Origin of the sequence: Actinoallomurus sp. NPDC052274 (assembly GCF_040679475.1) — a bacterium.
Lineage (GTDB): Bacteria > Actinomycetota > Actinomycetes > Streptosporangiales > Streptosporangiaceae > Actinoallomurus > Actinoallomurus liliacearum.
On record NZ_JBFAUT010000037.1, the window covers coordinates 13,714 to 31,199 of the forward strand.

19 protein-coding genes are annotated in these 17,486 nt (G+C 71.0%); 10 read left to right on the forward strand and 9 right to left on the reverse strand.

From position 1 onward, the window contains the following. Window positions 1-63 precede the first annotated feature (63 nt). The gene (locus AB0K82_RS27615) at window positions 64-1,212 is read left to right on the forward strand and encodes an epoxide hydrolase family protein (RefSeq protein WP_364402270.1); all 1,149 of its coding nucleotides are present in this window, start codon (window positions 64-66) and stop codon (window positions 1,210-1,212) included. A gap of 74 nt (window positions 1,213-1,286) precedes the next feature. On the opposite strand, the gene AB0K82_RS27620 is transcribed toward AB0K82_RS27615, so the two are convergent. Then, the gene (locus AB0K82_RS27620; protein WP_364402272.1) at window positions 1,287-1,607 is read right to left on the reverse strand and encodes an STAS domain-containing protein; all 321 of its coding nucleotides are present in this window, start codon (window positions 1,605-1,607) and stop codon (window positions 1,287-1,289) included. Beyond that, window positions 1,604-5,827, reverse strand: a complete 4,224-nt coding sequence (locus AB0K82_RS27625) for a SpoIIE family protein phosphatase (protein WP_364402275.1) — start codon at window positions 5,825-5,827, stop codon at window positions 1,604-1,606. The genes AB0K82_RS27620 and AB0K82_RS27625 overlap by 4 nt, the downstream gene beginning before the upstream one ends. 414 nt (window positions 5,828-6,241) lie before the next feature. Between AB0K82_RS27625 and AB0K82_RS27630 the strand changes: the two genes are divergently transcribed. The 5 genes from AB0K82_RS27630 to AB0K82_RS27650 all read left to right on the forward strand — a co-directional run bounded on the left by AB0K82_RS27630 (window position 6,242) and on the right by AB0K82_RS27650 (window position 9,122). Further along, complete coding sequence (locus tag AB0K82_RS27630) at window positions 6,242-6,589, forward strand: STAS domain-containing protein (protein WP_364402278.1); 348 nt, start codon at window positions 6,242-6,244, stop codon at window positions 6,587-6,589. A gap of 121 nt (window positions 6,590-6,710) precedes the next feature. After that, window positions 6,711-7,154, forward strand: coding sequence for a carboxymuconolactone decarboxylase family protein (locus AB0K82_RS27635; protein WP_364402281.1), 444 nt, complete (start codon window positions 6,711-6,713; stop codon window positions 7,152-7,154). Next, window positions 7,151-8,029: an alpha/beta hydrolase gene (locus AB0K82_RS27640; protein WP_364402284.1), complete on the forward strand. Its 879-nt coding sequence runs from the start codon at window positions 7,151-7,153 to the stop codon at window positions 8,027-8,029. Before AB0K82_RS27635 ends, AB0K82_RS27640 begins: the two co-directional genes overlap by 4 nt. 23 nt (window positions 8,030-8,052) lie before the next feature. Then, entirely contained in the window at window positions 8,053-8,817 is a 765-nt protein-coding gene (locus AB0K82_RS27645; protein ID WP_364402287.1) for a MerR family transcriptional regulator, read from the forward strand. Window positions 8,818-8,924: 107 nt separating this feature from the next. Further along, window positions 8,925-9,122 carry a hypothetical protein gene (locus AB0K82_RS27650; protein ID WP_364402288.1) on the forward strand — a complete coding sequence of 66 codons (198 nt, stop codon included), beginning with the start codon at window positions 8,925-8,927 and terminating at the stop codon, window positions 9,120-9,122. Window positions 9,123-9,249: 127 nt separating this feature from the next. On the opposite strand, the gene AB0K82_RS27655 is transcribed toward AB0K82_RS27650, so the two are convergent. After that, a complete protein-coding gene (locus AB0K82_RS27655) occupies window positions 9,250-9,804 on the reverse strand; it encodes a hypothetical protein (protein WP_364402291.1) in 555 nt (184 codons plus the stop codon). A gap of 59 nt (window positions 9,805-9,863) precedes the next feature. On the opposite strand from AB0K82_RS27655, the gene AB0K82_RS27660 reads away from it, so the two are divergent. The 3 genes from AB0K82_RS27660 to AB0K82_RS27670 all read left to right on the forward strand — a co-directional run bounded on the left by AB0K82_RS27660 (window position 9,864) and on the right by AB0K82_RS27670 (window position 11,190). Further along, on the forward strand, window positions 9,864-10,340 hold the full coding sequence (locus tag AB0K82_RS27660) for a MarR family winged helix-turn-helix transcriptional regulator (RefSeq protein ID WP_364402294.1): 477 nt from the start codon (window positions 9,864-9,866) through the stop codon (window positions 10,338-10,340). 65 nt (window positions 10,341-10,405) lie between these two features. Further along, a complete protein-coding gene (locus tag AB0K82_RS27665; RefSeq protein ID WP_364402297.1) occupies window positions 10,406-10,726 on the forward strand; it encodes a metalloregulator ArsR/SmtB family transcription factor in 321 nt (106 codons plus the stop codon). Further along, window positions 10,723-11,190: an SRPBCC domain-containing protein gene (locus AB0K82_RS27670; RefSeq protein WP_364402300.1), complete on the forward strand. Its 468-nt coding sequence runs from the start codon at window positions 10,723-10,725 to the stop codon at window positions 11,188-11,190. The genes AB0K82_RS27665 and AB0K82_RS27670 overlap by 4 nt, the downstream gene beginning before the upstream one ends. A gap of 19 nt (window positions 11,191-11,209) precedes the next feature. Here AB0K82_RS27670 and crcB read toward each other — a convergent pair whose 3' ends face one another. From crcB to AB0K82_RS27695, 5 genes are all read right to left on the reverse strand, one after another. Continuing rightward, window positions 11,210-11,587, reverse strand: coding sequence for a fluoride efflux transporter CrcB (gene crcB / locus AB0K82_RS27675; RefSeq protein ID WP_364402303.1), 378 nt, complete (start codon window positions 11,585-11,587; stop codon window positions 11,210-11,212). Further along, entirely contained in the window at window positions 11,584-12,108 is a 525-nt protein-coding gene (locus tag AB0K82_RS27680; RefSeq protein ID WP_364402305.1) for a CrcB family protein, read from the reverse strand. Before AB0K82_RS27680 ends, crcB begins: the two co-directional genes overlap by 4 nt. Before the next feature lie 613 nt (window positions 12,109-12,721). After that, complete coding sequence (locus AB0K82_RS27685) at window positions 12,722-13,948, reverse strand: FAD-dependent monooxygenase (RefSeq protein WP_364402307.1); 1,227 nt, start codon at window positions 13,946-13,948, stop codon at window positions 12,722-12,724. A gap of 90 nt (window positions 13,949-14,038) precedes the next feature. Further along, on the reverse strand, window positions 14,039-15,175 hold the full coding sequence (locus AB0K82_RS27690) for an epoxide hydrolase family protein (RefSeq protein WP_364402309.1): 1,137 nt from the start codon (window positions 15,173-15,175) through the stop codon (window positions 14,039-14,041). A 112-nt stretch (window positions 15,176-15,287) separates the two neighbouring features. Beyond that, window positions 15,288-16,190 (reverse strand): arylamine N-acetyltransferase, encoded by a 903-nt coding sequence (locus AB0K82_RS27695; RefSeq protein WP_364402312.1) that lies wholly within the window; start codon window positions 16,188-16,190, stop codon window positions 15,288-15,290. 210 nt (window positions 16,191-16,400) lie between these two features. Here AB0K82_RS27695 and AB0K82_RS27700 point away from each other — a divergent pair, with 210 nt between their 5' ends. Next, complete coding sequence (locus AB0K82_RS27700; RefSeq protein ID WP_364402315.1) at window positions 16,401-17,054, forward strand: PadR family transcriptional regulator; 654 nt, start codon at window positions 16,401-16,403, stop codon at window positions 17,052-17,054. 10 nt (window positions 17,055-17,064) lie between these two features. Here the strand turns inward: AB0K82_RS27700 and AB0K82_RS27705 are convergent, their stop codons facing one another. Beyond that, on the reverse strand, window positions 17,065-17,316 hold the full coding sequence (locus AB0K82_RS27705) for an MFS transporter (RefSeq protein WP_364402318.1): 252 nt from the start codon (window positions 17,314-17,316) through the stop codon (window positions 17,065-17,067). Window positions 17,317-17,486: the final 170 nt, after the last annotated feature.

Consider the following 17,486-nt stretch of genomic DNA (forward strand, 5'->3'; position numbering starts at 1 on the left):
GCGTCCAAGAATGCCCGACCATTAGGAACGAATCGCGCCTAATGGCCTGACAGGGTGGTCCCCATGAGCGAGATCCGCGACTTCCGCATCGACGTCCCCCAGGCAGACCTCGACGACCTGGCCGGCCGGCTGGCCCGTACCCGCTTCGCCGAGGAACTGCCGCCCGAGCAGGTCACGGACGGCGTCCGGCGCGGCCCGGTCCAGCCCGGCTGGGAGTACGGCGTGCCGGGCTCCTTCGTCCGCGACCTGGTGGCGCGGTGGCGGGACGGCTTCGACTGGCGGGCCGCCGAGGCCCGGCTCAACTCCTACCCGCAGTTCACCACCGAGATCGACGGCCAGACGATCCACTTCGTGCACGTACGCTCCGCCGAACCGGGTGCCACGCCGCTCGTCCTCACCCACGGCTGGCCGAACACGTTCGTCGAGTACCTGGACCTGGTCGGCCCGCTGACCGACCCGGCCGCATACGGTGGGGACCCGGCCGACGCCTTCGACGTGGTGATCCCGTCCCTGCCCGGGTTCGGCTTCTCCGGTCCCACCCGTACGAGGGGCTGGGACGCGGCCCGCGTCGCCGACGCGTGGGCCGAGCTGATGCGGCGCCTCGGCTACGAGCGGTTCGGCGCGCACGGCAACGACGCGGGCGCCATCGTCAGCCCCGAGCTCGGCCGCCGGCACGCGGACCACGTCCTGGGCGTGCACGTCAACCAGATCTTCTCCTTCCCCTCCGGCGACCCCGCCGAACTGGCCGGGCTCACCCCGGAGGAGCAGGGCTACCTGGAGTTCCTCGGTGGTTTCGTCGAGCACGCGATCCACGACCGGGCCCAGCAGGCGCAACCGCAGACCCTCGCGCACGCCCTGGCCGACTCCCCCGCCGGGCAGCTCGCGTGGATCGGCCAGCTCCTGGCCGGGGTTCCCGACCCCGACGTCATCCTGACGAACGCGACGATCTACTGGTTCACCAACACCGCGGCGTCCTCGGCGCGGTTCTACTACGAGAACCACCACGCCGAGCGGGCGACCGAGCCGACCACCTTCCCCATCGGCCTGGCCTCCTTCGCCTACGACTTCCGGCCGCTGCGACGCTTCGCCGAACGCGACCACAAGAACATCGTGTCCTGGAACGAGTACGACCGCGGCAGCCACTGGGCCGCCCACGACGCCGCGGACCTGCTCATCGACGACCTGCGCGGCTTCTTCCGCCGGTTCCGCTGACGCCCCGGCGGGACACCGAGGCCCGGTGAAAGGCCCCACTCACATCGCCCGGGCCCGCGGCGTACCGGGCCCGGTCAGGAGGCGGGGTCGGCCGGGCCCAGGCCGTGGATGGTGGTCAGGTCGGTAAGGCCGCAGAAGGTCAGGACTGGGGCGAGCAGCGGCGTGGCGACGACCTCGATACGGTCCGCGTGCGTGAGCAGGATGCTCAGTCCCGCGCTGTCGAGGTACTCGACGTCGGTGAGATCGACGATGAGAGGACCGGCGGCCCCCTCCAGGCCGTCCGCGACCGCGGCGGCGAGATCGGCGCTGTTGCTCATGTCGATCTCACCGACCGCGGTCAGGACGGGCGTGCCGTCCGGACGGCGGTCCGGCGTCAGGGTCAGAGGCGTGGTCATTGGGCGATCCTGGTTTGCATGTCGACGGTGGTGCCGCCGGGGCCGGGAGTGACGGTGACCTGCTGCATCATGGCGCGCATCAACGTCAGCCCGCGGCCGCGGTGCGCGTTGGCCTCGGGCTGCGGAGTCTTCCAGCGTCCGGTATCGATGATCGTCAAACGCATCCGATCGACCAGGGCCTCGGCGCGCATCCGGACGATCTCGCCCGGGGCGTGGCGGTGGCCGTGCTCGATGGCGTTGGCGCACGCCTCACCGGCGGCGACGAGGACGTTCTGCACCATCTGCGGCGGCAGGTCGCACTTGGTGAGCCAACTGCGCAGGGCTTTGCGGACGGGGGCGAGCTGGGTGGCCTCCGCGGGGAAGGTCATCTCCAGCGGAGCGGGGTGCCGGTACAACAACAGGGCGACGTCGTCGTCATAGCCGCCCGCAGGGGCCATCCGGGTCATGACCTGACTGGCCAGCACATCGATGCCGGTCTCCCTGCCGTCCTGGACGGTTTCGCCGGCCTGGTCGATGCCCTCGGTCAACGGCCTGCGGCGGCGTTCGACCAGACCATCGGTGTACAGCAACAGGGTGGCGCGGGCGGACAGGGTGTGCTCCGCGTACGGGCGCGGGGCTCCGGGGCGGACGGCGAGCGGGGCGGATCGCCCGCCCTCGAGCAGGTGCCGGGCGCCGTCCGGCTGGACGAGGATGCCGGGCGGGTGGCCGGCGCTGGAGTAGGTCAGGTGGCCGGTCTGCGGGTCGAGGATCCCGCAGAAGACGGTGGTGCACATCGCACCGGGGATACCGGCGGCGAAATGATCCAGCGCGACCAGGACCTGGTCGGGCCGCGGGTCCTGCAGGAGCAGGGCCCGGCAGGCGCTGCGCAACTGCCCCATCACGGTCGCCGCCTGCAGGCCCCGGCCGACGCAGTCGCCGACGACGATGCCGATGCGGCCGTCGGGCAGCGGAACCGTGTCATACCAGTCACCGCCGACCTCCAGGGGGCGGGCGGCGGGTTCGTAGCGAACGGCGAAACCCTCCGGCAGGTCGGCCGGGCCGAGGATGGCGCGCTGCAGGGTGATGGCGGTCTCACGCTGCTGGTCGATCTGGTGGGCGCGGGTCAGGCCCTGGGCGAGGTGGCCCGCCAGCAGGGACAGCAGGGTCTGGTCCTGGTCGGTGAAGGGCCGGTGACCGGCCAGGTCGAGCCAGAGCACCATCGGCCCGTGCGGGTGTTCGAGGCCGACGCCCGCGGCGGTGCCGTCGGCACTGGTGGCGGGGGCCAGCGAGGGACCCTCACGCAGGCCGGTCAGCGCGGTACGGTGCTGTTCGGACAGCGCCTCCCAGGTGAGGCCCGCCTCCGTGCCGGTCACGGTCGGCGCGCCGCCACCGTCGAAGACGGTGGCCAGGGCGCGTTCGGCGCGCCACAGGGCCTTCAGCTCCTCCAGCGCACCGGTCAGGGCCTCTTCGAGGCTGGCCGCCTGGGACAGGCACAGGCTCAGCGCCGCCACCGCGGTCTCGCGCTGGATGGCGTAGTGCTCGGCGGTGACGTCGCGGAAGGTGCCCACGACCACGCGGCTCCCGGTCTCCAGGTCCTGGACCTGGTTGAACGCGGCACTGATCCACAACCGGTGCCCGTCACGATGGGTGACGGGCACGGTGAAGACGCCGCGTTCCTCGTCCAGCACGCCCGCGAAGGCCTCGGCCACCAGCCGATGAGCCTCAGGGTCGCGGTCGGCGTCGGGCCACCACGGGTGGATGGGGGTGTAGGGCAGGCCCTCAGGGCCGAAACCCAGGATGTCGGCGAACGCGGCGTTGATCTCCACGACGGCGCCCTGTTCGTCGCAGACGAAGAACGCCTCCTGCAGGGAGTCGACCAGCGCCGTACGCCAGCGGACATGGTGGCTGCGCAGCCGGGCCAGCTCGACGTTCGCCTGCACCCGAGCCAGTAGTTCGGCCGCGGAGAACGGCTTGACCAGGTAGTCGTCGGCGCCCGCCTCCAGGCCCTCGATGGAGGCCTCCTGACCGGCCCGGGCCGACAGCAGCAGCACCGGGACGCTCGCCGTCCGCGTGTCCTCGCGCAGCGCGGCCACCATCTGCAGGCCGTCCAGGCGCGGCATCATCACGTCGCTCACGACCAGATCGGGCGCGTCGGCCCGCGCGGCCTCCAGCGCGGCCTGCCCGTCGGTGACCGCGCTGACCACGTGCCCGGCGCCGCGCAGCAGACGGGTGAGGTATTCGCGCATGTCGGCGTTGTCGTCGGCGATGAGGACCCGCCCGGGCCGACCGCGGCCCGGGCGGGTCGCGGCCTCACCGGTGCCGGGCGTGACCTCCTCCGGCGCGGACCCTGCCGCGTCGCCGACGGGCTGCGGATCCGAGGGCAGCCAGCGCTGGGCCTCCTGGAGGTACGGTTCGGCGGTGGCCGGGACCGTGGCCGCGCCGCCCTCCGCGCCGTCTCCCGCGGCGATGGCCTCGGGTGGCAGGTGAGCGTGCCCGAAGGGCAGCCGCACGGTGAACGTGGTGCCCTCGTTCTCGGTGGAGGCGGCGCTGATCGTGCCGCCGTGCAGGCCGACCAGCTCCTTGACCAGCGCGAGCCCGATGCCGCTGCCCTCGTTCGAGCGCGAACGGGCCTTCTCGATGCGGTGAAACCGCTCGAACAGCCGCGGTATCTCCTGCTCGGCGACGCCGATCCCGGTGTCGGCCACGGTGACGACCGCGTGGTTCTGCTCCACGCGGACGGTCACACAGACCGAGCCGTCGAAGGTGAACTTCAACGCGTTGCTCAGCAAATTGAAGATCACCTTCTCCCACATGCCGCGGTCGAGGTACACCGCTTCAGGAAGCGGGACGCAGTCCACCTCGAAGGCCAGCCCGGCCTTCTCGATCGCGGAGCGGAACACACTGGCCAGCTCGGCGGTCACCGCCGACAGGTCGACCGGCTCGTAGCGGGCCTGCATCCGGCCCGCCTCGATGCGGGAGAAGTCCAGCAGCGTGTTGACCAGCTTGCCCAGCCGCAGCCCGTTGCGGCGGATGACGTCGAGTTCCTCGCGAGCCCTCGGGTCGCTGTCGCCCAGCCTGGTACGAAGCTCGTCCACCGGGCCCATGATCAGCGTGAGCGGGGTGCGGAACTCATGGCTGATGTTGGAGAAGAACGCGGTCTTGGCGCGATCCAGCTCGGCCAGTTCCTCCGCCCGCCGCTGCTGAGCCTGGTAGCTGCGGGCGCTGGCGATCCCCGCCGCCACATGCCCGGCGGCCAGCTCGATGAACCCGCGGTAGCCCGCATCCAGGGCGCGGTACCGGTTCAACGCGGCGACCAGGAAGCCGTACGGCGCGCTGCCCTGCTGCAGCAGCGGCACCACCAGCGCGTGCGTGGGCGGCTCCGGCCAGTCGCCGGCCGGCAGCCCGGTGAACGGGGCGCCGTCGAGCGTCACCAGCGCGGACTCTCCCCGCGCGAGTTCCGCCGCGGGCCACACCCCGCCCGGGTCATCGACCGCGATCATCGCCGGGGCGGCCGGGTGCCCCGCCTCGATCCCCGTCGTCGCCGCCAGCCGCGCGTGGTGATCCTCGTCGAACAGGTAGACCTGCGTGAACGGCAGGTCCTGCAGGTTGCCGCCGAGCTGGCGGCCCGCGAAGGCCAGCATCTCCTGCTCGGTGCGGACCACACTGGGATCCGACCCCAGATCCCGCAGCGTCGCCATCCGGCGCTCGCCGATGACCCGCTCGGTCTCCTCACTGACCACGCACAGCATGCCGACGACCGCGCCCGAATCGTCCCGCAGCGGGCTGTAGGAGAACGTGTGGTAGGTCTCCTCCGGGTATCCCGAGCGCTCCAGGAACAGCAGCAGCGCCTCGTCCCAGGTCGCCTCGCCCGTGCTGAGCACCGTGTCGATCCGCGGGCCGATGTCGTCCCAGATCTCCGCCCACACCTCACTGGCGGGCCGGCCCAGCGCCCACGGGTATTTGCGGCCCAGCGTGTCCCGCCGATAGGCGGCGTTGCAGAAGAACGTCAGATTCGGTCCCCACGCCATCCACATCGAAAAACGGGACGACAGCAGGATGCTGACGGCGGTCTGCAGGCTCTGCGGCCAGTGGTCGGGCGGCCCGAGCCGCGTCGCCGCCCAGTCCACGACGGCGAGGTCCCGGCCGACCTCACCGTCGACGAAGAACACCCTGGCCCCGGTCGCCGCCGAAAGACCGCGCTCGGCGTCGTCCACCGGCCCGGTGGGCCCAGCACCGCTCATCGCCTTCTCCCTCGCCACAGCCCCGTGCCGATGGGCCCGACCGCCCCCGCCGGGGCCTGAAGTGGGGGACGCACCGGCGGCTTTCGTAGGATAGGCCAACCGACCCCGCGGCGTTACATCCGTATCTTCTGCCCGGGAAGGGCGCACACAGGTAGGAGAGAAACGTCCGTGGACGCCGCAGACGCCACCAGCGTGGTGTCCATGCCCCCGATGAACGGCTGCCGCCGGGCCCTGGACACCCCGCCCGACGAGGTGTTCGACCGCGTCACCGCGCTGGCCGCAGGACGCCGACGATGTCCTCACGGCAGTACGCAAGCTTCCCGAGGATCTGGGTAGGGGCGTCACCGCCGACACCACCCTGCCGGCCCCGTCCGCACCCACCCGTCCCACCACCGTCCCCGCACAGGAGCACCGGTGACCGACCGCGTCCTGACCGCCACCAGCCACCCCCACCCCGCCGGCCCGACCCTGATCACCGTGGCCGGCGAACTCGACTACTACACCGCCGCGCACCTGCGGAAGGCCCTTGAGGAGACGACCTTCACCGCCGACGGCGTCATCATCGATCTGACCGACCTGGCCTACTGCGACTCCACCGGCATCACCGTGCTGGTCACCGCCTACCACCGCGCCCGCGCCAGCGACACCCCGCTCGCGCTGGCCGGCCTCAACCCCGACCTGGACCGCGTCTTCGGCATCGTCGGTCTCCACGACGTCTTCGCCTCCTACCCCACGGTCGAAGAGGCCGTCGCCGCGCTCTAGCCCCCCGCCCGGTGGCCGGGCGGGGGTCCGTCGAGCCGGTCGCGGTCCACGTTCGCGGGCTCCACGCGGGCGTTCCAGCCGATCCGGTGGCGCAGCACCGGACCGCTGGTCCGGGCCCGCCTTGAACCTCGGCCGCTCCGGCTCTGGCGCAGAGACCAGCGGCGCCTCGCACCGGATCCTGGACCTGGTTCATCTGCGCACGAGCCAGCGAAACGGCAGCGGCGCCCACGCGCCCACGGGGACCTGCAGCGCCGGAAAGGCCGGCCAGACCGACGAGCGGCGGCAGCACGTCGGCGCCTGGCACGGCGCGCCCTTCTACACCGGCTCCGAACGCGCCGCGCCGGCGCTCACCGAAGCCGTCGTCCAGGTCCCCGACCGGCCAGGCCGGGCGGCGCCGGACGAGATCTGGGACGAGGCCGCGGACCGCTTCGACGAGCGGCAGTTCGCCGCCATCATCCTCATGACCGCCGCGACCGCCTTCCTCAACCGCCTGCCCGCCGCCACCGAGGGACCCGAGGGCAGGTTGACCCTGCCGCAGGGTCAACCTCTCAGCATGGCGACGTGACCACGAATACCGGTGCGACACAGGTCGCCTCGTACGGCGACCACGGCGAACGGGCTTGGAGAGGCGACCAGACGATGCGGCACTTCACGATCCACAACGACGGCGTCACGATCCCGGTGTCCCGCGGCGGCCGGGGACGACCCCTGGTCCTGTGCCCCGAGCTGAACTCGACACAGGCCGACCTGCGCGAACTGACCGAACTGCTGCGACGTGACCACGACGTCGTGACCTTCGACCTCAGAGGCCATGGCCTCACCTCGGCCGCCGACCGGTACTCCTTCGAGGCGTTCCTCAGCGATCTCACCGCCGTACTGGCGGAGCCGGAACGCCTCGGCCTGCCCGCGGCGCCCGTGCTCGTGGGCTACTCGCTGGGCGCGGACCTGGCCGTGCACCATGCCTCCGAACATCCCGGCACCGTCGCCGGGCTCGTCCTCATCGACGGGGCGAACCCCGTACCCGAACCCTTCATCACCGAAGCCGACCTGCCGGAGTTCCGCGCGATGTGGGAGGACCTGGCGACGCGGCAGCAGGCCCGGCGGGGCACCGCGCGCCAGGTTCTGCTCACCGCCCAGGAGATCCTCGACCTGAATGTCGAGATCGACGCGGTGCGGTCCGGGATCCTCGACCGGTACCGGAAGATCGACCGACCCATCAGCATGATCATGTCGACCTCGATGGCCGGCGACGACGGCGACGCGCGCGCGGCGCGCTACAACCGGAACTGGCGTGCCGGCGTCGAGCGGCTCGTCCGCGACCAACCGCGGATCTCCACCTCCTGGCTCCACGCCGATCACGGACTGATCTTCACCCATGCCCCGGAGATCGCCCAGATCATCCGGAGCGCACAACGGCCGGCCGGCCCGGCCACTCCTTGAACGCCCCATAGGAGACTGGTGCGATGCTGACCATCGGCGAGCTGGCGTCGTACGCCGGAGTGACGGTGCGCGCGGTGCGGCACTATCACGCCAAGGGGCTGCTGCCGGAACCGGAGCGGGACCACTCCGGCTACCGAAGGTACGACGCCGGCGCCGTGGTCGAGCTGATCAAGATCCGGACCCTCGCCGATGCCGGAGTCCCACTGGCGCGGGTACGGGAGCTGCTGCAGGCCGACCAGGAGGAGTTCACCGCGGCGGTCGCGGACATCGACGAGCGGCTGCGGGCGGAGATCCGGCAACGGCAGCGCAGCCGGGAGCGGATCGCCCGGCTCGCCGCCGGCGACAACCTGGTACTGCCCCCGGAGGTGGTCGAGTTCCTCGACCACCTCCGGGCGCTCGGAGTCGACGAGCGGATCATCGAAGTCGAACGCGACGGCTGGATCCCGCTCGCCGCGCACTCACCCGAGCGAGTCCCGGAATGGACGGCACGCAAACGGGAACAGCTCGCCGACCCCCGGCTCATCGACTTCTACCTCACCCTGGGCCAGGCGCTCGACTGGACCGCCGACGACCCGAGGCTGGTCGAACTGGCCGACGACCTTGCCGCCTACATCACGCGGATGGCCGACGAGCAGGGCGAGGACTACGTCGACGACACCGACATCGAGCCGCCGCTGGTCGCACTGATGGACACACTGGCGTTCGACGCCCTGCCGCCGGCCCGTCGACTGATCGAGCTGCTGAAAAAGCGCGGCTGGACGGGCTGGACCAAACTCAAGCGCGTCTAGCTCGCACCGCGTACGACCGAAACCCGGCAGGAGGACCCCGGGATACGACGTTCCCGGCGCTAGCGGCACCGCCGGGCGAGGTCGTCCTCGGCCCGGGCGGCGATCCGGTGCCCCTCGGCGACCTCGAACGCCTCCGCCTCGGCGCGCCTCGCCGGGGCGTGAACGAGGACGGTGAACCCAAGCTGGACAAGAACGGAGTGCCCTACGACGACAACGAGTCCCTCGGGACGGGCGCCTACGCGCTGGACCAGAGCTACCACAAGTTCTGGATCCTGATCGCCGCGGTCATCACCGCGCTGATCTGAACCAACGCCGCCGCCCAACGGCCGGGGCAGCGGCGAGAACACCTACAACGACCACAACTGCGGGGCCCGGCTACGCCGGGCCCCGTCCCTTTGGTCGCCCGCGGGCGATCCGACCGCCCGCGCGGGCTCAGGGCGCGTGCTCGGTCCAGGCGAATGGCAGTAGCGCATCGTCCAAGGGCGCGTCCGTCATGCGGTTGGCCAGGGTCGACATGGTGTAGGCGCCGATGCCGAGCACCACCTCCAGGGCATTCTGCCGCGTGTAGCCGTGGTCGAGGAAGTCCCGCAGGTCCTCGGCGGAGACCGCGCCGGAGGTGGCCAGCACCGCCAGGGTGAACCGCCGCATCGCCTCCAGCGACGCCTCCTCCAGCGGACGGCTCTCCCGCAGCGCGGCGATCAGGCCGGGGTCCGCGCCGAGCGAGGTCAGTTTGGCCGAGTGCAACGCGACGCAGAGGTGGCAGCCGTTCCGGGTGGCCATCGTCATGATGAGCACCTCCCGGGCGAGCGGCTCCAGGGTGGTGCTCTCGAACAGGCCGTTCGCTCGCAGGAAGCCGTCCAGCAACTGCGGTGAGGTGGCGAGCCGGCCGACGGCCGCGGGCAGGTATCCGAAGTTCTTCGCGACGGCCTCCATGGAACGGCGGGCGGCCGGCGGCGCGGACTCGATCGTGTGGTCGACGAACGTCATGAGGGTTCCATCCCCTAAAATCGGCAACGTGGTTGTCGAAATAGTAAACCTGGTTGACCATGCCCGCAACGCCTGAGGACCGGCCGGGCTACGAGCTGGCCTTTCTGCTACTCGCGGGGTTCCGGACGCTCATCGACGAGCTGCACGCCGAGCTGGCCCGCCAGGGCCATCCGCACATGCGCCCGGCGCACGGCTTCGCGATGCAGGCGATCGGCCCCCACGGAACCTCGGCCAGCGTCGTCGGCCGCCGGCTCGGCGTCTCCAAACAGGCAGTGGGCAAGACCATCGACCGGCTCGAGGAACTCGGCTACGCCGAGCGCGTGAACGACCCGGCGGACGCGCGGCGCAAGATCGTGCGCCTGACCCCGCGCGGCATCGACGCGCTCACCCGTTCCGCGATGATCTTCGACGGGCTGCGAGCCCGGTGGGCGGCCACCCTCGGCGCCGGCCGCCTCGCCGACCTGGAGGACGCCCTGCGCATGGTGGCCGGCCCCGCCGGACTCAGCGTCGACACCGTCAGCTGGCTCTCACCCTGACGTCCCGCCCGATCGAAAGGTAGGGGACTTCCTACCCATGAAGCGTAGGAGATATCCTACGTGTCGTGACTGCTCTGACCAACGACGTCTTCGCCGCCCTGGCGAACCCCGCCCGCCGCGAGTTGCTCCGGCTGCTCCTCGACGGGCCCAGGACGGTCAACGACCTCGCCTCGCACTTCGACATGCGCCGGCCCAGCGTCTCCGAACACCTCAAAGTGCTCCGGGGCGCCGGGCTGGTCAGCGAGCGCAAGAGCGGACGCGAACGCCACTACCGGCTCGAGGCCGGCCCGCTCATGGAGCTGCAGGACTGGCTCCACCCGTACGAGCGGTTCTGGCGCGACCGCCTGAAGGCCCTGCGCCACGTCCTGGATGAGGAGAAATCATGAACCCGACCGCCCACGACCCGAACGACCCAAGAACCATCCGCGTCGACGAATTCCTACCGCACCCGCCCGCCGCCGTCTGGCGAGCCCTGACCGACTCCGACCTGATGGCCCGCTGGCTCATGCCGAACGACTTCAAGCTCGTCATCGGCCACGCCTTCACCTTCCAAGGGACCCCTATCCCTCAAGCCGGCTTCGGCGGCACCGGCCACGGCACGGTCCTGGACTTCACCGCCGAGAAGATGCTCCGCATCAGCTGGTGCGCCGCACCCGAAGACCCCAGCCGGCTGGAGTCCACCGTCACCTTCACCCTGCAGCCCGAAGGCACCGGAACCCGGCTCTTCCTCGTCCACGACGGCTTCGACCCCGACGACCCCTATCAGGTCATGGCACGCCGCTTCATGGGCGGCGGCTGGCCCGGCGTCGCGGCCCGTATCGGCGAAGTGATCGGCGAAGGCTCCGCCTGAGCACCGCCGCCGATCGCGATCAGTGGGCCCACAGGGCATGGACGACGGCGGTTCCGCTCAGGGCGGCTCCCAATCCGGCGACGACACTGGCGATGACGTTGACGGCCGCGAAGAACCTCGCACCGGTCTCGGCCAGCCGGAGTGTCTCGTAGGAGAAGGTGGAGTAGGTGGTCAGGGCCCCGCACAGGCCGGTACCGAGCACCAACTGCACGCCGACGGGAGCGGCGTGGTAGGTGACCGCACCGGTGAGCAGACCCAGGATCAGGCAGCCGGTGACGTTCACGGTGAAGGTGCCCCAGGGGAAGACGGTGTCATGACGGGCCTGGATCGCCCGGTCGGTCAGATACCGCAGCGGCGCGCCGATGACGGCGCCGGCGATGACCAGCAACCAGTTCATCCTTCGTCACCCCGCGGCTGTGCACGACCGACGCCGCGTCGCAGTCCCCTCCTTGTGATCAAGCGGCGCGTGGTGACCGCCGCCGCCCAGACCGCGCCCAGCGCCACCAGCACGGTCAGCACCAGGTAGACCAGCCCCGTACGGGCTCGGCCGCCCTGGAGGAGACGGGTGGCCTCGATCGCATAGGTGGAAAAGGTGGTGAAGCCGCCCAGGACTCCGGTGCCGATGAAGAAGCGCAACAGCCGGTGCGTCGCCCAGACCTCGCTGATCAACACCATGAACACACCGATGATCGCGCATCCCGCCGCGTTGATGACCAGTGTCGTCCAGGGGAACCCGCCCGAGGCGGTGGGCCAGATCAGCCCGGCGCCGTAGCGGGCGGTGGTCCCGACCGCGCCGCCGGCCGCGATGACCGCGATTACGGGAGCCTGCCCGCGGGCCGACTCCCAGCGTTGCGCGGGCAGGGTCAGGTCGGTGTCGGGATCAGTGGGCTCGTCCACGCGGTGCTCACGCGCCGTCATACGCCGGTCTCCCTACTCGTGGTGACGCTCGCACAGGGTGCGGGCGTGTGCCGTCACAAGCAGGGACCGTTGGCGGCATCTGATGCCGCGGTTGGGATACGGCGGGCCCCTCCGCCGCGCGACGACCGAGGCCGCCGCCAATGGAACTCCAGGGTAGCCCGCGATCCACACCGACGAGGCGCCCCGTTGAGGCATTGTTATCCGGTTTTTTAGAGGTTGGTTTTATGATTTTCTATTAACCAACGGCCTTTACATAGTAAGTTTGCGGTGCACGGAGGACCGGCGCCGCTCGGCCTCGCCCTGGTTCCGTGCGCGTCTCGCGGCGCGAAGGGGGTGTCGGCCTCCGGTTAAGACCAGGATGACCCGTCACCCATCAGAGGATCATCCATGGATGTGAGCCCTACGTCCGGTACCGCAGCGCCCCTCCCCCAGACGCCGCGGCGGACGACATCGCCGGCGTTTCGACCCCGAGCGCAGTGGACTCCCGTGCGGCTGCGCCAGCCCTCTCCCCTCGGCTCGGCGAGGCTTCGAGGCCCAACCGGGCGGCATGGCTGTCACCCGACCCGCGGTCCTGGGTGCGGCCCGCTCTTGGCGTCGGTCGGCCGGACACCTCTCATGCCACCTTGATGACGACTTTGCCCGAGGTGTGACCGCTCTCGACGGTGGCGAGGGCGCTCGGGGCGGTCGCGGGCTCGTCCCAGTCGATGTGGTGACGGTGGACGGGGCCGAACATCTGCTCGGGGTCGGGCAGCGCGGGCCGCGCCCCCGTCTGTCCGGCCTTGGCCTTGTTCTTCGCGGCCGCGTCGCCGCCGATCATTTCGACTCGGTCGCGGCGCAGCCGCTCGTACACGCTGAACGCGGCTGCGGGATCGGGCAGGTCGCGCAGGCAGCGGGCGAGTTCCACGGCGCTCTCGATGGCCAGGGACGCCCCCTGCCCCGAACTCGAGGACGGAGCGTGCGCCGAGTCGCCGACCAGCACCATCCTGCCCCGGTGCCAGTGCGGCAGCGACGGCATCCGCTCCATCGCCCCCACCGCCATCAGGTCGCCGGGCTGGGTGTGCTCCAGCAGGACCTGACCCGGCACGTGACCCGTGTACAGCTCCCGTAGCCGTGCCAGCCAATCCGCGGCGGGCACCTGGCGGACCTCGGCCGAGGTCATCGGGGTGGCGTGCGGAAGGCCCGCGAACCAGCAGATGCGCCCGTCGGGCAGGCGCCAGTAACCGATGAAGACCCGGCCGAAGGCGAAGTACATGACGCCCGGCTCGGCGGGCACGTCGACGCCGGTCGCGTACCCGCCGAAACTGAGCACCCCGCCGTACTCCGGGCCGGGCGCCGCCGGGTCGATGAGGGTACGGACGGTCGAGTGGATGCCGTCCGCGCCGATCAGGATGTCAGCGCCGGCCGTCGTGCCGTCGGAGAAGACGGCGGTGACGCCCTCAGGGGACTCCTGAACCGAGACGAGCCGCTTGCCGTACTCGATCGGCACACCCCCGGCGACCGCCCGGTCGGCCAGCGCGCGGAACAGGTCGGCGCGGGCCATCGCCAGCGTCGCCGGGAGACCGGGGAAGCCACCGAACTCGGCGAGCCGGGTCCCGCCGCCGTCGGCCATCACCACCCCTGGGACCGCGTGCCCGACGGCGGTCACGGCGGTGTCCGCGTCGATGACGCGCAGCGCGTCCAGACCGTTCGGCGCCAGGCTCAACATCGCACCCGCGCCGTCGGCGACCATCGGATGCGTCTCATAGACGGTCCCCCGAATCCCGGCCTTCGCCAGGGCCAGCCCCATGACCGGCCCGGCGATGCCGCCTCCGATGACCAATGCGGTACTCACCTTGCTCATGCCCACTCCCTCATCTCAGGACGACGGGATAGTCGCATGGATACTAGTTTCACGTCAACTAGATACGATGAGGGCATCAGGCGGCCGTGATCAGCGCAGGACGCGGAAGAAGGCGCGGATGTCGGCGACGAGCAGGTCGGGAGCCTGCAGGGACGCGAAGTGGCCGCCGGTATCGAACTCCGACCAGTGCGTGACGGTGTTCGACAGCTCGGCCAGTCGGCGGATCGCGCGGTCGCCGAGGAACTTGGCGACTCCGGTCGGCACCCCCGAGGGAGCGGGGCGGCCCCAGCCGTCCGCCGTCAGCTCGCGGTACATCCGCGCGGCGGAGCCGGCGGTCGAGGTGAGCCACAGCGCGGTCACGTCGGTCAGCACGGCGTCCCGGTCGGCGAGCGGCTGCCGCGTCCGCGTCGGATCGTGGTCGACGAACCATTCGAGGTTCCAGGCCAGTTGCCCCGCCGGTGAGTCATTGAGCGCGTACGCCACGGTCTGCGGACGCGTCGCCATCTGCGTGGCGTAGCCCGAGTGGGCCTGCCACCATGCCTGGTTGGCCCGCGCCTGCTCCCGCTCGGCGTCCGAGAGCAGGTCCAGTTCGTCGGGCCCGGCGGGCGCCGAGGCGTTGACCAGCGCGTTGACGTGGACACCGATGACGGCGTCCGGGGCGACGCGGCCGAGTTCGGGCGAGACGATCGATCCGAAGTCGCCGCCCTGGGCGCCGTAGCGGGCGTAGCCGAGACGTCGCATCAGCTCGGCCCAGGCCCGCGCGACGCGGTTGCTCCCCCAGCCCTTCTCCCGGGTCGGCCCGGAGAAGGCGAATCCGGGCACGGAGGGCGCCACGACGTGAAAGGCGTCGGCGGGGTCCGCGCCGTGTGAGCGCGGATCGGTGAGCGGTCCGATGATGTCCAGGAAGTCGCAGACCGTGCTCGGCCAGCCGTGCGTGATGATCAACGGGAGGGCGTCCGGCTCGGGTGAGCGGGCGTGCAGGAAGTGCACGGTCTGCCCGTCGATGGTCGTGGTGAACTGCGGCACCCCGTTCAGCCGGGCCTCGTGGAACCGCCAGTCGTATCCGTCGATCCAGTACGCCACCAGGTCCCGTAGGTGGGACCGGGCGACGCCGTAGTCCCATCCCACCCCGGGGAGTTCGTCGGGCCAGCGAGTCCGGGTCAACCGGTCGCGCAGGTCGTCGAGGTCCGTCTGCGGGATGTCGACGCTGAACGGGGCGATCTCCATACCTGTCCCCCAAGGTCCGTCGTTGCCGGAAGGCGAGCCGTCCGGCCCGCCAGGGGATCACGTTAAGAACCGTTCAGGTCAGATTTCGACCGTTGACCGCATCGGTCTCCCGTCAAGGACCCGAGTCCTCGCCCTCCGATACCCCGGACGCCTCGCGGGCGGCGGACCATGCCTCGTGGGCACCTCGGACGCGCGCCCACAGGGTTTCCCGGTCGGCGTCGTCGAGGTCGGTGAGCGTCAGTCCGAACAGGTCGGCGAGAACGCCGTACCACTCGGTCCTGGTCTCCAGGACCTCCCGCCGATCCGCGCCGGCATCGACGCGTCGTAGCACGCACCCGGTGAGCACGTCGGCGCCGCCGGCGTCCCGGCGCATCACCGTGCAGGTCCGTACGTATCCGGAATCGGGCGACGTGGACAGGTGCCGATGACGGTCGAGGAACTCCCCCACCACCGCGGGCCGCATGCCGAAGTCCATGCCGGTGAAAGCGCCGCGAGGGTCGTGATCGAGCCGCCACCCACCGGGCGCGGCCGCTGAACGCCGCAGGCGGAACCGGAACGGCCCCTGGACGTACTCGCCCTCGCTCAGGGGCAGCGGCTCGTGCAGTCCATCGCCCAGGCCGGCGTCGACGAGCCACACTCCCGACGGGCAGTCCTCCGCCGGCAACCCGCGTACGGTCAATGCCAGATGGTTGGCCGGCGCGGGACCCGGCGGCTCCGCGGCCCGCAGGCCCTGCACGCCCGCCCGGTGCCAGGTCACCTCATAGCCCAGGGCGCCCAGCACAAGCGCGAACGCGCCGTTCAGGTGATAGCAGTAGCCGCCACGGCCCGCCGTGATCCGTGCGGCGGAGTCGTACGGATCGATCGAGGTCAGCCGGCCGAGCTGGATGTCGAGCGCCTCATAGGCGATGCGCTCGACCTGAGCGGCGTGCAGGGCGCGCAGGGCCGCGACGCTCGGAGGGCCGGGGTCGGAGAGACCCAGCCTCCGGAGATAAGCGGATACGTCGAGACCGTCCATCGTGCACCTCCGCCGCGATCTTATTTTCATGGCTGAAGCGTGGGCCGAGGGATTTGAAAAAATGAAGAAAGCGATCGCCTTTACAAAGTAAGTTCCCGTCAGCGTGAACGCCATCACCCCTCCGGAACCGCGTGTACCGCCCGGCGCTTGACCACTCCCACAGGAACTAGTTAACTCGCGACTATGTCGTCATCTCCACGCCGATCCCCGTTGGCGCTCGCCGTGCTCGGCGTTCTCGCGTACCGTCCCCTCCACCCGTACGGCATCCAGGCCCTGCTCAAGCGGTGGGGCAAGGACGAGGTGGTCAACATCGGGCAGCGGGCCGGCCTGTACAAGACGATCAATCGACTGCACGAGGCCGGTCTGGTCGCCGCCCGCCAGACCGAGCGCGATCAGCAGTATCCCGAACGCACGATCTACGAGCTCACCGACCGGGGACGCGCCGTCCTTCGGCAGTGGATGGGCGAGATGCTCTCCACGCCGCGCAACGAGTTCCCCGAGCTGCCCGCGGCGCTGTCCTTCCTTCCCCTCCTCACCCCGGAGGAGACGCTGCGGTTCCTCGAGGAGCGGAAGGCGCTCCTGTCCGGCCGGCTGGCCCGGCTGCGGGCGACGCTCGACGCCACGACCGAGTCGGGCCCCGACCCGCTCCCCCGCGTCTCGATGCTCGAGACCGAGTACCTGCACGCCGTCGCGGCCGCCGAGCTGCGCTGGGTGACCGAGGTCGTCGACGGGCTACGGTCGGGCACGCTGACCTGGACCGACGAAGAGCTGCGCACGGTGGCCTCGGCACGCCGGGACGTCCCCGAGGCCGAGTCCGGAACGCTCGATCACTCTGGCATGAGTGCCGACCACGCCTCGCCGTGATCTTGGAGTTCTACGGTTCCCGGCGCACGAAGCCGCACAGGCCGCACAGGCCGTACAGCAGCCGCCGCCGATGGCCGTACCGGTCGCCGAGGCGCCCGGCGATGACCAGCAGCGCGGCCACCGCGAGCAGGTAACCGGTATTGGCCCACTGCGTCCGCGCCACGCTCGCGCCGAGGTCGCGCCGCAGGCTGGGCTGGGCCACGATCAGCACCGTGCCGTCCAGCGCGACCGGCATCGCGCAGCCGCGATTCGCCCGCCGCACGTGCCGGTCCGCGCAGCAGGTCGTGCCGGAACATCAGCTCGAACATGCCGCGACACTCTTGGGCGAACCGCACGTACGCGCAGGCCAGCGCCCGCAACTGCGCTCGTGGCGACGCCGCCTCGTCGGCCGCCTCCGCGAACCGTCCCGCGAGGTCGTCGAAGCCGCGCCGG

Bases quoted from the DNA above. Each gene is read 5' to 3' on its own strand.
- AB0K82_RS27615 (WP_364402270.1), top strand. From the start codon at position 64: ATGAGCGAGATCCGCGACTTCCGCATCGACGTCCCCCAGGCAGACCTC.
- AB0K82_RS27620 (WP_364402272.1), bottom strand. From the start codon at position 1,607: ATGACCACGCCTCTGACCCTGACGCCGGACCGCCGTCCGGACGGCACG.
- AB0K82_RS27625 (WP_364402275.1), bottom strand. From the start codon at position 5,827: ATGAGCGGTGCTGGGCCCACCGGGCCGGTGGACGACGCCGAGCGCGGT.
- AB0K82_RS27645 (WP_364402287.1), top strand. From the start codon at position 8,053: ATGCTGACCATCGGCGAGCTGGCGTCGTACGCCGGAGTGACGGTGCGC.
- AB0K82_RS27655 (WP_364402291.1), bottom strand. From the start codon at position 9,804: ATGACGTTCGTCGACCACACGATCGAGTCCGCGCCGCCGGCCGCCCGC.
- AB0K82_RS27660 (WP_364402294.1), top strand. From the start codon at position 9,864: ATGCCCGCAACGCCTGAGGACCGGCCGGGCTACGAGCTGGCCTTTCTG.
- AB0K82_RS27670 (WP_364402300.1), top strand. From the start codon at position 10,723: ATGAACCCGACCGCCCACGACCCGAACGACCCAAGAACCATCCGCGTC.
- crcB (WP_364402303.1), bottom strand. From the start codon at position 11,587: ATGAACTGGTTGCTGGTCATCGCCGGCGCCGTCATCGGCGCGCCGCTG.
- AB0K82_RS27680 (WP_364402305.1), bottom strand. From the start codon at position 12,108: ATGACGGCGCGTGAGCACCGCGTGGACGAGCCCACTGATCCCGACACC.
- AB0K82_RS27685 (WP_364402307.1), bottom strand. From the start codon at position 13,948: ATGAGCAAGGTGAGTACCGCATTGGTCATCGGAGGCGGCATCGCCGGG.
- AB0K82_RS27690 (WP_364402309.1), bottom strand. From the start codon at position 15,175: ATGGAGATCGCCCCGTTCAGCGTCGACATCCCGCAGACGGACCTCGAC.
- AB0K82_RS27695 (WP_364402312.1), bottom strand. From the start codon at position 16,190: ATGGACGGTCTCGACGTATCCGCTTATCTCCGGAGGCTGGGTCTCTCC.